Below are 13,390 nucleotides of genomic sequence, written 5' to 3' on the forward strand. Positions count from 1 at the left end.
TCGCCGCGTTGCGGGCCGTTAGCCTGTCGGCATGTCGGAGCGTGTCATGCCCCCTCGCACGGACGGCCTGATCACCCTCGGTGCCGCGGACGCTCTGTGGGTCGAGGTGACGGCCGGCAGCGCCGTGCCGACGGCTTCCGGGGCGTTCACCCGCCCGCCTGCCCATCCCCGGGCGGGGTACGTCCTGCTCGGCGGCCGTGTGGTGGCGACGGTGCGGGCGACCGGCGGTCAGTGGAGCGTTCCGGAGGCCGAGGTGCGCCGGGCGGCCGCGGAACTGCACGCGGTGCGGATGGACCGGCAGGACCTGGTCCGCATCGGTCCGTTTCGCGCGGCGCCCGGGCAGGAGCGCGACGAGGAAACGCCGCTGCGCTGGCGCCGGCGCCTCACGGAGGAACCGCGGGAACCGGGCGGCCCGGAGCGGGCGGCACGATGTGAAGCCGTCCGGCCGTACCACCTGGCCGGGATCGACTGGCGCCGGATACTCGTGGAGCGGACCCGCGACGGGACGCGGCCGACGTGGTGGCTGCCGCGCGCCGTGGTCAGGCTGCTCGACGCGGCCGAGCACGCCGAAACGCGGTGGGTGCGTGCCGCGCGGACCCGCCGGGCAAGCGCAGCCGCCACCGAGCCGCCCTTCCGCCCCCGGCACGCCCCAGAGCCCTCCCACCACTCACAGGCCCGCCCCCGGCACGCCCCAGAGCCCTCCCGCCCCCGGCAGGCCCCAGACACCGACGATGGGCGGACGACGGACCCCGAGGGCCGCACCGCCCCACCGCGCCCGTACAACGGAGAGCTGACAGGCCAGGTGTACTCGGTGCTCAGCAGGAAGCCCGGTACCTCCCGCAGGATGGCCGGGTGGGCGTGCGCCGTCTGCCGCACCGCGCCCGCCGCGGTCCTCGACCACTGCCACGAACACGGCTACGTCCGTGCCCCGGTCTGCCAGTCCTGCAACACCCAGGAACGCCCCGACCACCTGTACAGCAACGACATCCGCGTGGCGAACCGCTACACCCGCCTCTTCCACACCGACGCCGACCACTGGCTCCGCCACTGGCACCGCTGCCCCGGCTGCCGCGCACGCACCACCCTGCCCCTGCCGCACCTCGCCGCCTGGACCGCCCACACAGCCTGCCGATCGCTGCGCCCGACCCACCCCGCCTCCCGCGGGCGCGCGCCCTGCGGTGTCCTGCGCGTGTCCTGGACGGGCAGTCAGAACGCGCCCCGTTCCTGTCTCCTCACCGTCGCCGTCGACTTCTGCCCCTCCGGCGAGCACCGTGTCCTGGCACGCGTCCCCTACCGCGAAGCCGCCGAGCGGTTCCGCGTCTGGCTGGCCGAGACGGCCCCAGCGGTGGCCGCCGCGGCCGGTCCTGACCGCTTGGACGGCCTCCCTGCCGAGATCCGGCCGGTCATCGCGGACACCAGCGGCGAGGGCCTGGCACTGTTCTGAGCAGGCGCCGCAGATGGCCTGACGCTGTTTCAGGGAACTCCGGGCGCCCACATCGGCCGTGGATGTGGGCGCCCGGTCGCGGGGTTCACCGGCCGCGCAACCGGCGGAACCACCACGACACCAAGAGCCCGCCGGGGACGGTCACCACCCCAGACGAGCCGGACAGCCGGCTCGAACCGAGCCGCCATAACACTAACGGATCAGAAAATAGACTTGCCCTTAAAGACTAACGGTTAGTGCTAAGTTGGCTGCGTGAAGAGCGTGAGCTTCGCCGTGTCCGACGGTCCGGCGCCCGGTTGGCCGTCTTCCGTCGCCGGCCGGTCTCACCACCACACCGGACGGCAAGGGGAGGAACGATGCGCACCGTGATCGTGGGAGCGGGTCTGGTCGGGCTCACCACCGCGGCTTCGCTGCGGCTGATCGGGCATGAGGTCACCGTGCTGGAACACGCGCCGCAGGTGCGGGCCGCCGGGGCCGGCATCGGCCTGTGGCCCAACGCGCTGCGGGAACTGGACGCCCTCGGCGTCGGCGACGACGTCCGGCGCATGGGCAGGACCGTCGACGCCTGGTTCTTCGACGCCGCCGGACACCCGATGCGCGCGACCGGCTACGACCCGGCCGCCCACCAGTTCCTGATGGTGCCGAGGCCGGACCTGAACAACCTTCTCGCCGACACCGTCGGCCGGGACCGGATCCGCCTGGGAACACACGTCACCGGCTTCACCGAACACGACACACACGTGGAGGTGCACCTCGCCGACGGCGCGCCGCTGCGGGCGGATCTGCTGATCGGAGCGGACGGTGTGTACTCCGACGTGCGCGCCGCCCTGGTGCCCGGCAGCGCGGCGGTACAGCATGCCGGCAACTACGCCTGGCGGGCCGTGCTGCCCTCCTCCGGGGACGAGCGACCGGAGGGCACGTTCGTCACGATCGGCTCCGCGCGGACCCGAGGCGGCTACACGCGCGTCGCGCAGGGCCGGACCATGTGGTGGGTCGGCCAGTTCGACGCCGGTGAACTCGTCGGCAGCAAGAGGGACCGAGCCCTGCGGCGGGCCCGCAACGTGGCCGAGTCCGGCTGGCACGACGAGCTCCTGGAGATGATCGCCGCGACGCCGGAGGAGTCCATCCTGGAGAATCAGATCATGCTCGTCCCCGAGCTGCGGCGCTGGACCACGGACCGGGTCGCACTGATCGGGGACGCCGCGCACGGCCTGTCCCCGCACATCGCGGCGGGCGGCACCCTGGGCATCGAGGACGCCGGAGTGCTACGCGCCGAACTGGCGAGCGGATCCACCACAGCCACCGCCCTCGCCCGCTACGAGAGCGCCCGCCGAATCCGGTTCGAGCAGGTACGCGAGCACGCCGCCGCGGTCGAGCACGCCAACGGTGCCGCCGAGTCCGCCGAACGCTACGCCGCCTTCACCCACTGGATGACCACCACCGCACCCACGGCCTGACCCCGGCCCAGGACCGTCACCCGCGGCCGCCGACCCCATGGCCGCGCCCCGGCGGTACCGAAGCGCGCTGGGCCCCTGGAGGAGGACTCAACGGCGCCCCGTCACCTCGCTCCGGCCCGGATCCGGCGACGGGGTACCGCGAAGGGGTCGGCCCCGCCGGGACCGACCCCGCTTGACCTGCACATTCGCCAGATCACGCCGCCGCTGAGGCGGTGGCCAGACGTTGAAGCGGAACGTCCGCCATAACGCTCCCACCTGCGGAAACGGGCTTCTGAGAGATCCAAGTCTGCACAGAATCAGCACCGGCGACAGGTCTGGGACTCCGGGCCGAGAGGAAGGGCAGTCCCCCGGTGACGATCTCGTGGCCCGCGCCTCGTCGGATCGCTACGGTTGAGCCATGACCGCACTGCCCGACTGGATGCGCCCGCCGCGTGAGGAAGGCTGGTTCGCGGAGGACCTGGACCGCCTTCCCGAGGCACCCCGCCACACCGAGCTGATCGACGGAGCGCTTGTCTTCATGATGTCGCCGCAGAGGTGGTGGCACGGCCACCTCGTCACCATGCTCACCGTGGCTCTCATGGAGCAGGCGCCCGGCGACGTCAGGGTCGGTCGCGAGATGACCATAAAACTCGACGAGCGAAACCGGCCCGAGCCGGATCTGCTGTTGACGACGGCCGACTACGACGGAGACCGCACCTGGTTCGCGCCGGACGAGGTGCGACTCGTCATCGAGGTCGTCTCACCCGAGTCCGCGCACCGGGACCGCACGGTCAAATTGCGCAAGTACGCGGAGGCCGGCATCCCCCACTACTGGTGCATCGAGGACGAAGACGGCGCCCCTGTCGTCCACGTCTACGAGCTCGACGAACCAACTGGCGTCTACGCGCCCGCCGGCATCTTCCGAGGCACTCTGAAGCGCCCTGTGCCTTTCGACATCAGCCTGGATCTCGAAAGGCTCACGCCATCGACGAGCAACTAGGAGTCAGCACCAAGCCAGCACGGGAACGCAGAAGGGGCTGAGCTCGCCAGAGCTCAGCCCCTTCTGATCTGCACGCTTGACGAACCACCTAGCGCACGGTAACGAGTTGGTTACACGTTGAAGCGGAACTCCACCACGTCCCCGTCCCGCATCACATAGTCCTTGCCCTCCATACGGGCCTTGCCCGCCGCGCGGGCCTCGGTGACCGAGCCGGTTTCGACCAGGTCCTCGAAGGAGATGACCTCGGCCTTGATGAAGCCCTTCTGGAAGTCGGTGTGGATCACACCGGCGGCCTCCGGGGCCGTGGCGCCCTTCTTGATGGTCCAGGCGCGGGACTCCTTGGGGCCGGCCGTGAGGTAGGTCTGCAGGCCCAGGGTGTCGAAGCCGACGTGGGCGAGGGTGGCGAGGCCCGGTTCCTCCTGGCCCACGGACTGGAGGAGCTCGAGGGCCTCCTCCTCGTCCAGCTCGGCCAGGTCGGCCTCGAGCTTGGCGTTGAGGAAGATCGCCTCGGCGGGGGCGACGAGGGCGCGCTGCTCGGCCTTGAAGGACTCGTCGGTCAGCTCCTCCTCGTCGACGTTGAAGACGTAGAGGAAGGGCTTGGTGGTGAGCAGGTGCAGCTCGTGGAGAAGGGCGGCGCGCTCGCTGCCCTGGACGATGCCGGCGGAGAAGAGGGTGCGCCCCTCCTCGAGGATGGCCTTGGCCTCCTCGACGGCCTTGACCTGGGGCTGCTTGTCCTTCTTGATCCGGGACTCCTTGACCAGGCGCGGCAGCACCTTCTCGATGGTCTGGAGGTCGGCCAGGATCAGCTCGGTGTTGATCGTCTCGATGTCGCTCTTGGGCGAGATCCGGCCGTCGACGTGGACGACGTTCTCGTCCTTGAAGGCGCGGATGACCTGGCAGATGGCGTCGGACTCGCGGATGTTCGCCAGGAACTTGTTGCCCAGGCCCTCGCCCTCCGAGGCGCCCTTGACGATGCCCGCGATGTCGACGAAGTCGACGGTGGCGGGCAGCTTGCGGGCCGAGCCGAAGATCTCGGCGAGCTTGTCCAGGCGGGGATCGGGGACACCGACCACGCCGACGTTGGGCTCGATGGTGGCGAACGGGTAGTTGGCCGCCAGCACGTCGTTCTTGGTCAGGGCGTTGAAAAGGGTCGACTTGCCGACATTCGGCAGACCGACGATTCCGATCGTGAGCGACACGTTGGCGACTTCCCGTAGCGAGAATGTGAGGACTGATGACGGGCCCCTGCGGGGCCGGTCCACCAGTCTACGGGGCCGCCTCCGATCACCCGGCCGGGCCGACAATCAGTCGAACACACTGCCAAGGTCCTGCGAAGGGCGTGTCCAAGACCGGATTCCCGTCCTCCGGCGCCCTACGTTGGTCGGGTGGAGCATTACAGCACGCGTACGCCCCGCCGGGCGGCGGCCCCGCAGCCCCGCTCGGCGGCGGACGACACGGACCGGGGCCGGGGCCGGAGCACGGGGCAGGGCCGTGGGCGCCCCGGCGGCACACCGAGGGCCCCGAGACAGCAAGCGGCGCGGCGGCCGGGTCCGTCCGGACCCGCCGCGGCGCTGCCCGCCGTCCTGCGGCGGATCCGGAGCCTGTCCTTCCCCAGCCCCCGGCTGACCGGACTGGGCACGGGGCTGCTGACCACCCTCGCGATGCTCGGCTTCGGCTGCCTCGACGCGCTGCTGTTCTCCGGCTCCCCCACCGCGTACAGCGTGTTCTTCCTGCTGGTGTGCGTGGCCTGCGGGCTGTGGGTGCGCCCCGCCGATCTGCCGGCGGCCCCGGTGACGGTGCCGCTGGCCTATACGGCCGGGCTGCTGCCGGTCAACGAGGGGTCGGCCGGGTTCGGCGGACAGGCGGTGGGGGTGTTCACCGCACTGTCCTTGCAGGCCGGCTGGCTCTACGCGGGGACGCTGCTGACCGTGGTGATCGTGCTGGTACGACGGGCCGTGCTGGTCACCCGGCGTCGCCGGCAGCAGCCGCCGCGGCCATCGCGGCACCCACGATCCCCGCGTTGTTCTGGAGCTGCGCAGGCACGATCTCGGCCCTGACGCCCTCGATCAACGGCAGGAACTTGTGCGCCTTACGGCTCACCCCGCCGCCCAGGACGAAGAGTTCCGGGGAGAAGAGCATCTCCAGGTGCAGGAGGTACTTCTGCACCCGGCGCGCCCACTGCGACCAGCTGAGGTCGTGGTCCTCCTTGGCCTTGGTCGAGGCCCGCTTCTCCGCCTCGTGGCCGTCCAGCTCCAGATGGCCCAGCTCGGCGTTGGGCACCAGCTGCCCGCCGGTGAAGATCGCGCTGCCGATGCCGGTGCCGAGGGTGAGCACGATCACGGTGCCCTTACGGCCGGCGGCGGCGCCGAAGGTCACCTCCGCGACCCCGGCCGCGTCCGCGTCGTTCAGCACCGTCACGGGACAGCCCAGCCGCTCGCCGAGCCGCGACGCCAGATCGGTGCCGATCCAGCTCTTGTCGACATTCGCGGCGGTGAAGGTGACGCCGCCCCGCACCACGCCCGGGAAGGTCACCCCGACCGGCCGCCCGGACCAGCCGAAGTGCCGGACGACCTCCACCACCCCGCCCAGGACCGCCTCGGGCGTGGCCGGATGCGGGGTGAGCACCTTGTGGCGCTCCGCCGCCGGCTCGCCCCGGTCCAGGTCCACCGGCGCGCCCTTGATCCCCGAACCGCCGATGTCGACACCGAACACCTGCGCCCCCGGCGCCCCGGCGGCCCCCTCCCCGTCCGTCACCGCCCGGACCCCTCCGTCCGGCCGGAGGCGGCCGCCGCGGCGGCCTCGGCCCGCAGGTCCCGGCGCAGCTCCTTGGGCAGCGAGAAGGTCAGGGACTCCTGCATGGGCTGGACGACCTCGACATCGCCGAAACCGCGCTCGGCCAGCCACTCCAGGACGCCCTCGACGAGCACGTCCGGCACGGAGGCGCCGGAGGTCACGCCGACCGTGGTGACGCCCTCCAGCCACGCCTCGTCGATCTCGCTCGCGTAGTCGACCAGGTGGCCGGCCTTGGCGCCCGCGCCGAGGGCGACCTCCACCAGCCGCACCGAGTTGGAGGAGTTCTTGGAGCCGACCACGATGACCAGGTCGGACTCGGCGGCCACCTGCTTGACCGCGGTCTGGCGGTTCTGGGTCGCGTAGCAGATGTCGTCGCTGGGCGGGCTGATGAGCTTCGGGAAGCGCTCCTTGAGCGCGTCCACGGTCTCCATCGTCTCGTCGACGGAGAGGGTCGTCTGGGAGAGCCACACGACCTTGGACTCGTCGCGCACCTCGACGTTCTTCACATCCTCGGGGCCGTCGACCAGCGTGATGTGCTCCGGGGCCTCACCGCTGGTGCCGATGACCTCTTCATGGCCCTCATGGCCGATCAGGAGGATGTCGTAGTCCTCCTTGGCGAACCGGACTGCTTCCTTGTGGACCTTGGTGACCAGCGGGCAGGTGGCGTCGATGGTGGCCAGCCTGCGCTGGGCGGCCTCCTCGTGGACGACCGGTGCGACGCCGTGCGCCGAGAAGATCACGATGGACCCCTCGGGCACTTCCTCCGTCTCGTCGACGAAGATGGCGCCCTTCTTCTCCAGGGTCTGGACGACGTATTTGTTGTGGACGATCTCCTTGCGCACGTAGATCGGCGCGCCGTACTGCTCCAGGGCCTTCTCGACAGCGATCACGGCACGGTCGACACCGGCACAGTAGCCACGGGGGGCCGCGAGCAGGACCCGGCGGGCGGAGGTTGCAGTCATGTCCCCCATGGTAGGGGCGATGACCCAGGGGTCTGTCGGTCGCGGCCGATACCCTCGCGGTCATGGCTGTCAACACGTCCGCGGAAGCGCCGATCCCGGTCGGCGAGGTGTCCCGGCTGATCGGGGGCTGGATCGACCGGCTCGGCGCGGTGTGGGTCGAGGGGCAGATCACCCAGCTGTCCCGGCGGCCCGGCGCCGGTGTGGTGTTCCTGACCCTGCGCGACCCGAGTTACGACATCTCGCTGACCGTCACCTGCTTCCGCGCCGTCTTCGACAAGATCGCGGACACGGTCGCCGAAGGCGCCCGGGTCGTGGTGCACGCCAAGCCGGAGTGGTACGCGCCGCGCGGCCAGCTGTCCCTGCGGGCCGCCGAGATCCGCCCGGTGGGCGTGGGCGAACTGCTCGCCCGGCTCGAGCGGTTGAAGAAGGCGCTGGCGGCGGAGGGGCTGTTCGCGGCCGACCGCAAGAAGCCGCTGCCCTTCCTGCCGCAGCTGATAGGGCTGGTCTGCGGGCGCGCCTCGGCCGCCGAGCGCGATGTGCTGGAGAACGCCCGGCTGCGCTGGCCCGCCGTCCGCTTCGAGGTGCGCAATGTGGCGGTGCAGGGGGTGCACGCGGTGCCCCAGGTGATCGAGGCGGTCAAGGAGCTGGACGCGCTGCCGGCCGTGGACGTGATCGTGGTGGCGCGCGGCGGCGGCAGCGTGGAGGATCTGCTGCCGTTCTCCGACGAGCAGCTGGTGCGGGCGGTCGCGGCCTGCCGTACGCCGGTGGTCTCCGCGATCGGCCACGAACCGGACTCGCCGCTGCTCGACCTGGTCGCCGATCTGCGCGCCTCCACCCCCACCGACGCGGCGAAGAAGATCGTGCCGGATGTGGGCGAGGAGCTGATGCGCATCCAGCAGCTGCGGGAGCGGGCACTGCGCACCGTGCACGGCCTGCTGGACCGGGAGGAGCGGGGGCTGGCCGCCGCGCTGGCCCGGCCGTGCATGCGGGAGCCGCACCGCATGGTGGACGAGCGCGAGGAGCGGATCACGGCCACGCTGGAGCGCGCCCGGCGCTGCCTGGGGCATCTGCTGGACCGGGCCGACTCCGAGCTGGCCCACACCCAGGCGCGGGTGGTGGCGCTCTCCCCCGCCGCGACGCTGCGGCGGGGCTACGCGGTGCTCCAGCACCCGGACGGCTCGGTGGTACGGGCGGCCGAGGAGGTCGCGGAGGACGAGGAGCTGCGGGCGCGGGTCGCCGAGGGCGAGTTCCGGGTACGGGTCGCTGTCGGACCCGCTGAATAGGGTGAGGGGCATGGCGAAGACGGACGAGCAGGCCGAGCGGGCGGAACGGGCCGAGCGGGGCGAACAGGCCGACCCGGGCGATCGGGCCGGGACGACGCTCGGCTACGAGCAGGCGCGGGACGAGCTGGTCGAGGTGGTGCGCCGGCTGGAGGCCGGCGGCACCAGCCTGGAGGAGTCGCTCGCGCTGTGGGAGCGGGGCGAGGAGCTGGCGAAGGTCTGCCGCCGCTGGCTGGAGGGCGCGCGGGCGCGGCTGGACGCGGCGCTGGCCGAGGAGGCGGACGCGGAGGAGGGCGCCGAAAGCGCCCCCGAGAGCTGACCGCCCCCCTGCCGCCCCACGCCCCCGCCCGGCCCGGGGCACGGGCGGGGCGAGGGGCGGCGGAGGGTGCTCGGGCGCGGGGCGCTCGGGAGCGCTGCGATTGGGCGCGGGGCGTTCAGGAGGCCGCGACCGGGCGCGGGACCATCCGGACGGAGTGACTCCGGACGCCGGGGCGGCCCAGACAGGGGGCGCGCCTGACACGAGACGGCCCAGGGACACAGAGGCGGCCCGGGACGCAGCGGGTTCCGCTTCGGTGTGATTCGGAGCACCTTGGCCGTACTGCGGCCCAGACTTTAGTTGAACATTAATCTAAACCCCGTAGAGTGGTGGCCGTCAGCGATATCCCCGCTTGTACAGAGGTTTTTCTTTCATGGCTCTCGCCCTCGACCCCGCCGCCCAGGACCTCCTCTTCCGTGAGGCCCGCACCGCCAACACCTTCACCGACGAGCCGGTGACCGATGAGCAGGTGCAGGCGATCTACGACCTGATCAAGTACGCGCCGACCGCGTTCAACCAGTCGCCGCTGCGCATCGTGCTGGTCCGCTCCGCCGAGGCCCGCGAGCGTCTGGTCCAGCACATGGCCGAGGGCAACCAGCCCAAGACCGCCAGTGCCCCGCTGGTCGCGATCCTCGCCGCGGACAACGAGTTCCACGAGGAGCTGCCCGCCCTCTTCCCGCACTTCCCCCAGGCCAAGGACGTCTTCTTCGCCGAGCGTTCCGCCCGTGAGCAGGCCGCGGCGCTCAACGCTTCGCTGCAGGCCGGTTACTTCATCCTGGGTGTCCGCGCCGCCGGTCTCGCCGCCGGCCCGATGACCGGTTTCGACCCGGCCGGGGTCCAGAAGGAGTTCCTGGACGAGGACCACACCCCGCTGATGGTCGTCAACATCGGCAAGCCGGGCGAGGACGCCTGGTTCCCCCGCGGCCCCCGTCTGGACTACGACCAGGTCATCACCACCGTCTGAACGGTCTGAACGGTCTGAGGTCCTTCACGGCTCGGTTCGGCTCCGGGGTGCCCGGGAGCGCGGTGTCGCTCGACGGCCCGGAGCCGGACCGGGCCGAAGCCCATACCGGACCCGAAGCCCAGACCGGACCGAAGCCCAAACCGGGCCGAAGCCCGGACCAGACCCGAGGCGTCGCCGCCGACCAGACCCGCAGCGTCGCCGCCGACCGGGCCCGCAGCGTGGCCGCCGTGCTCAGCCCTTCTTCTCGGTGAGCGCGGCGGCCATTTCCGTCAGCCGCCCGTACGACGCCGTCCCGGTGACCACCGTGGTCACGCCCGGCTCCTTGCGCACCAGCGCGTCGTACTTGTCGCCCTCGTAGCGGACCCACTCCTTGCCGTCGATCCGCTGCGTCCGCTTCGTCTCCCGCGCCTGCTGGGTGACGTCCTCCACGAACGGCACGGCCTTGCCGTCGCTCTGCTCGATCGCGACGTACTCCTCGTTCTGGTAGAGGAAGCCGAGGTGCCAGGCCGCGCCGTTCTGCCCTTCGGCGGCCCGGTAGGTCACCGATGTCGCGCGCCAGCCCTTGGGCAGGCTCCCGGGCTCGGGGGCGGCCACCGGGTACGGGGCGGCGCGGCGGGCCGTGTCCAGTTCGACGCGGTAGTCCACCGTCTTCACCCCGTCGCCCTTGGCACCCTCGTCGTGCGGAATCCCGAAGAGGTAGATGGCCGCCACGACGACGCCTATCGCCGCCAGCGACAGCACCATGTCCCGGATCGTCTCTTTGCCACGCATACCTGCCACGCCCCTATCGTCCCTCATCCGGTCGCCGCGCCTCGCAACAGGGCCGTGCTCATGCGTGGGGCTGTCTGCTCACTGCATCAATCAGCGGATAAAGTCATGAACACCCTCACTCTCCTGCACTCCCCTCGGGGAGAAGGAGTCCTTCCGGTCCGTCGTCGTACAGAAAGGTGCGCTCCGATGACCGAGCATCATCTGCCGTCCCAGCTCGAGGTCAGCCCCGCCGCCCCCGATCGCAACCTCGCCCTGGAACTCGTCCGGGTCACCGAGGCGGGCGCCATGGCCTCCGGCCGATGGGTGGGCCGCGGCGACAAGAACGGCGCCGACGGCGCCGCCGTCAAGGCCATGCGTTCCCTCGTGCACACCGTCTCGATGAACGGCGTCGTCGTCATCGGGGAGGGGGAGAAGGACGAGGCGCCGATGCTCTTCAACGGTGAGCGCGTGGGCGACGGCACCGGCCCGGAGTGCGATGTGGCCGTGGACCCGGTGGACGGCACCACGCTCACCGCGAAGGGCATGGCCAACGCCGTCTCCGTGCTGGCGGTCGCCGAGCGGGGCACCATGTTCGACCCGTCGGCCGTCTTCTACATGGACAAGCTCGTCACCGGCCCCGACGCCGCCGAGTTCGTCGACATCACCGCGCCGCCCGGGGTGAACATCCGCCGGATCGCCAAGGCCAAGAAGTCCAGCCCCGAGGACGTCACCGTGGTGGTCCTCGACCGCCCGCGGCACGAGGGCATCGTCCAGGAGATCCGGGAGGCCGGCGCCCGGATCAAGTTCATCTCCGACGGCGATGTGGCCGGCGCGATCATGGCCGCCCGCGAGAGCACCGGGGTGGACCTGCTGCTGGGCATCGGCGGCACCCCGGAGGGCATCATCGCGGCCTGTGCGATCAAGTGCCTCGGCGGCACCATCCAGGCCAAGCTGTGGCCCAAGGACGACGAGGAGCGGCAGCGCGCCATCGACGCGGGCCACGACCTCGACCAGGTCCTCCAGACCGACGACCTGGTCAGCGGCGACAACGTGTTCTTCGTCGCCACCGGCATCACCGACGGGGACCTGCTGCGCGGGGTGCGGTACCGCGCGGAGACCGCCACCACCCAGTCGCTGGTCATGCGGTCCAAGTCCGGCACCATCCGGCAGATCGACTCCACCCACCGGCTGGCCAAGCTGCGCGCCTACGCCTCGGTCGACTTCGAACGGCCGAGCTGAGCGCGTACGGCCACGACGACGAGGGCCGGGCACCGCCTCCCGGCGGCGCCCGGCCCAGGTCCCGAAGAGTTCAGCCCGCGGCGGCGACCCGCACCGCGCGCTGCAGCTCCGCCTCCCGGCGCCGGCGGCGGGCCAGCACGACCCGGCGCTCGGCCGCGGTCAGCCCGCCCCACACGCCGTAGGGCTCGGGCTGCAGCAGTGCGTGCTCCCGGCACTCGACCATGACCGGGCAGCGCGCACAGACGCGCTTGGCGGCCTCCTCCCGCGACAGCCTGGCAGCCGTGGGCTCCTTGGAAGGAGCGAAGAACAGCCCGGCCTCATCCCGTCGGCACACCGCCTCCGAGTGCCAGGGGCCGGCCTGATCCCGCGCGGGGACGCGCTGCGGGGGCACGGCGGCTTCCAGCAGGGGCTGATGCGGTTGCAGCACGGTCTACTCCTGACGACGGCTTCCGGTGGTCACCCTTGCCCGCCTCGAGGTGTACGGCCCCGTTTGCACCCCCATCAGCCGTACGAGAGACGATGCACCAAGCCTTACCCGCTGTGCGCGGGCTTATGCACACCGTTGTCCCGCCCGGAATTTCCCCCGCATGCCCGTTCTGCAGGGCTTATGCCCGCAGGTTCTTCAGCCGTTTTCCCCGCTTGGGCTTGGCCTCCACCCCGCCGAAGACGGCGAAACCGCTGATGTGGACGATCGGCGCGTCGGGGTCCGGCGCCTCGTAGGTCTTGACGTCGAAGCCGCCGAAGACGCCCGATCCCGAGCTGCGCAGCGAGACGTTCTCCGGCACCTTGATGTCCACTCCGCCGAAGGCGGCCACCACGTGGATGGCGATCTCCTGCTGCTCGAAGACCGCCTCGGTCAGGTCGATCTCGACACCGCCGAAGACCGCCAGGGCGTTCGTACGGCGCCTGACCCGCCAACGCCCCTTGCGCACCGACCCGCCGAAGATCGCCATCAGGTTCTCCGACTCGGGCGCGGCGCGCGGCCAGTCCGCCTCGGCGGCGTGTGCCCCGGCCGGGGCGGCGCCGCGGACCGGCGCGGCGGGCAGGTCGCGGACCAGGGGCTCCAGCTCGCCGAGGGTCTTGGCGCGGTAGACCGCGTCGATCCGCTCGGCGTGCTCCTCGGGCTGGAGCCGACCCTCGGCGAGGGCCTCCCGCAGGACGTCCGCGATCCGGTCGCGGTCCGCGTCGGACGCGCGCAGCTCCGCC

General features: G+C 71.6%; 14 protein-coding genes. 8 read left to right on the forward strand and 6 right to left on the reverse strand.

Annotated features, from left to right (window positions below; translation table 11 throughout):
* The first annotated feature begins 31 nt into the window (after positions 1-31).
* The 3 genes from AXW62_RS12050 (at position 32) to AXW62_RS12060 (ending at position 3,880) form a co-directional block, all read left to right on the forward strand.
* Positions 32-1,444, forward strand: coding sequence for an endonuclease domain-containing protein (locus AXW62_RS12050; protein ID WP_060944500.1), 1,413 nt, complete (start codon positions 32-34; stop codon positions 1,442-1,444).
* A gap of 356 nt (positions 1,445-1,800) precedes the next feature.
* On the forward strand, positions 1,801-2,901 hold the full coding sequence (locus AXW62_RS12055; protein WP_060944501.1) for an FAD-dependent monooxygenase: 1,101 nt from the start codon (positions 1,801-1,803) through the stop codon (positions 2,899-2,901).
* A gap of 397 nt (positions 2,902-3,298) precedes the next feature.
* Positions 3,299-3,880: a Uma2 family endonuclease gene (locus tag AXW62_RS12060; protein ID WP_060944502.1), complete on the forward strand. Its 582-nt coding sequence runs from the start codon at positions 3,299-3,301 to the stop codon at positions 3,878-3,880.
* A gap of 110 nt (positions 3,881-3,990) precedes the next feature.
* Here AXW62_RS12060 and ychF read toward each other — a convergent pair whose 3' ends face one another.
* The gene (gene ychF / locus AXW62_RS12065; RefSeq protein WP_030822542.1) at positions 3,991-5,079 is read right to left on the reverse strand and encodes a redox-regulated ATPase YchF; all 1,089 of its coding nucleotides are present in this window, start codon (positions 5,077-5,079) and stop codon (positions 3,991-3,993) included.
* 186 nt (positions 5,080-5,265) lie between these two features.
* Between ychF and AXW62_RS12070 the strand changes: the two genes are divergently transcribed.
* The gene (locus AXW62_RS12070; RefSeq protein ID WP_060944503.1) at positions 5,266-5,937 is read left to right on the forward strand and encodes a DUF6542 domain-containing protein; all 672 of its coding nucleotides are present in this window, start codon (positions 5,266-5,268) and stop codon (positions 5,935-5,937) included.
* Here the strand turns inward: AXW62_RS12070 and ppgK are convergent.
* Entirely contained in the window at positions 5,843-6,634 is a 792-nt protein-coding gene (gene ppgK / locus AXW62_RS12075) for a polyphosphate--glucose phosphotransferase (protein ID WP_063817567.1), read from the reverse strand. The genes AXW62_RS12070 and ppgK overlap by 95 nt on opposite strands.
* A complete protein-coding gene (locus AXW62_RS12080) occupies positions 6,631-7,644 on the reverse strand; it encodes a 4-hydroxy-3-methylbut-2-enyl diphosphate reductase (protein ID WP_173669784.1) in 1,014 nt (337 codons plus the stop codon). The genes ppgK and AXW62_RS12080 overlap by 4 nt, the downstream gene beginning before the upstream one ends.
* Before the next feature lie 53 nt (positions 7,645-7,697).
* Here AXW62_RS12080 and xseA point away from each other — a divergent pair, with 53 nt between their 5' ends.
* The 3 genes from xseA (at position 7,698) to AXW62_RS12095 (ending at position 10,195) form a co-directional block, all read left to right on the forward strand.
* A complete protein-coding gene (gene xseA / locus AXW62_RS12085; RefSeq protein ID WP_174556383.1) occupies positions 7,698-8,918 on the forward strand; it encodes an exodeoxyribonuclease VII large subunit in 1,221 nt (406 codons plus the stop codon).
* A gap of 10 nt (positions 8,919-8,928) precedes the next feature.
* A complete protein-coding gene (locus AXW62_RS12090) occupies positions 8,929-9,234 on the forward strand; it encodes an exodeoxyribonuclease VII small subunit (RefSeq protein WP_060944505.1) in 306 nt (101 codons plus the stop codon).
* Between the two features lie 370 nt (positions 9,235-9,604).
* Positions 9,605-10,195 (forward strand): malonic semialdehyde reductase, encoded by a 591-nt coding sequence (locus AXW62_RS12095; protein ID WP_060944506.1) that lies wholly within the window; start codon positions 9,605-9,607, stop codon positions 10,193-10,195.
* Between the two features lie 231 nt (positions 10,196-10,426).
* Here AXW62_RS12095 and AXW62_RS12100 read toward each other — a convergent pair whose 3' ends face one another.
* Complete coding sequence (locus AXW62_RS12100; protein WP_030822523.1) at positions 10,427-10,966, reverse strand: DUF4245 domain-containing protein; 540 nt, start codon at positions 10,964-10,966, stop codon at positions 10,427-10,429.
* A 186-nt stretch (positions 10,967-11,152) separates the two neighbouring features.
* Here AXW62_RS12100 and glpX point away from each other — a divergent pair, with 186 nt between their 5' ends.
* A complete protein-coding gene (glpX, locus tag AXW62_RS12105) occupies positions 11,153-12,184 on the forward strand; it encodes a class II fructose-bisphosphatase (RefSeq protein WP_030822520.1) in 1,032 nt (343 codons plus the stop codon).
* 70 nt (positions 12,185-12,254) lie between these two features.
* On the opposite strand, the gene AXW62_RS12110 is transcribed toward glpX, so the two are convergent.
* Positions 12,255-12,611: a WhiB family transcriptional regulator gene (locus AXW62_RS12110; RefSeq protein WP_020868722.1), complete on the reverse strand. Its 357-nt coding sequence runs from the start codon at positions 12,609-12,611 to the stop codon at positions 12,255-12,257.
* 178 nt (positions 12,612-12,789) lie between these two features.
* The coding region (locus AXW62_RS12115) for a DUF1707 SHOCT-like domain-containing protein (protein ID WP_060944507.1) at positions 12,790-13,390 on the reverse strand (601 nt) is incomplete at its 5' end.

It is taken from the genome of Streptomyces hygroscopicus subsp. hygroscopicus (assembly GCF_001553455.1).
GTDB lineage: Bacteria > Actinomycetota > Actinomycetes > Streptomycetales > Streptomycetaceae > Streptomyces > Streptomyces hygroscopicus.

Excerpts from the sequence above, each read along its gene's own strand:
- AXW62_RS12050 (WP_060944500.1), top strand. The coding sequence starts at position 32 with ATGTCGGAGCGTGTCATGCCCCCTCGCACGGACGGCCTGATCACCCTC.
- AXW62_RS12055 (WP_060944501.1), top strand. The coding sequence starts at position 1,801 with ATGCGCACCGTGATCGTGGGAGCGGGTCTGGTCGGGCTCACCACCGCG.
- AXW62_RS12060 (WP_060944502.1), top strand. The coding sequence starts at position 3,299 with ATGACCGCACTGCCCGACTGGATGCGCCCGCCGCGTGAGGAAGGCTGG.
- AXW62_RS12080 (WP_173669784.1), bottom strand. The coding sequence starts at position 7,644 with ATGGGGGACATGACTGCAACCTCCGCCCGCCGGGTCCTGCTCGCGGCC.
- xseA (WP_174556383.1), top strand. The coding sequence starts at position 7,698 with ATGGCTGTCAACACGTCCGCGGAAGCGCCGATCCCGGTCGGCGAGGTG.
- AXW62_RS12090 (WP_060944505.1), top strand. The coding sequence starts at position 8,929 with ATGGCGAAGACGGACGAGCAGGCCGAGCGGGCGGAACGGGCCGAGCGG.
- AXW62_RS12095 (WP_060944506.1), top strand. The coding sequence starts at position 9,605 with ATGGCTCTCGCCCTCGACCCCGCCGCCCAGGACCTCCTCTTCCGTGAG.
- AXW62_RS12100 (WP_030822523.1), bottom strand. The coding sequence starts at position 10,966 with ATGCGTGGCAAAGAGACGATCCGGGACATGGTGCTGTCGCTGGCGGCG.
- glpX (WP_030822520.1), top strand. The coding sequence starts at position 11,153 with ATGACCGAGCATCATCTGCCGTCCCAGCTCGAGGTCAGCCCCGCCGCC.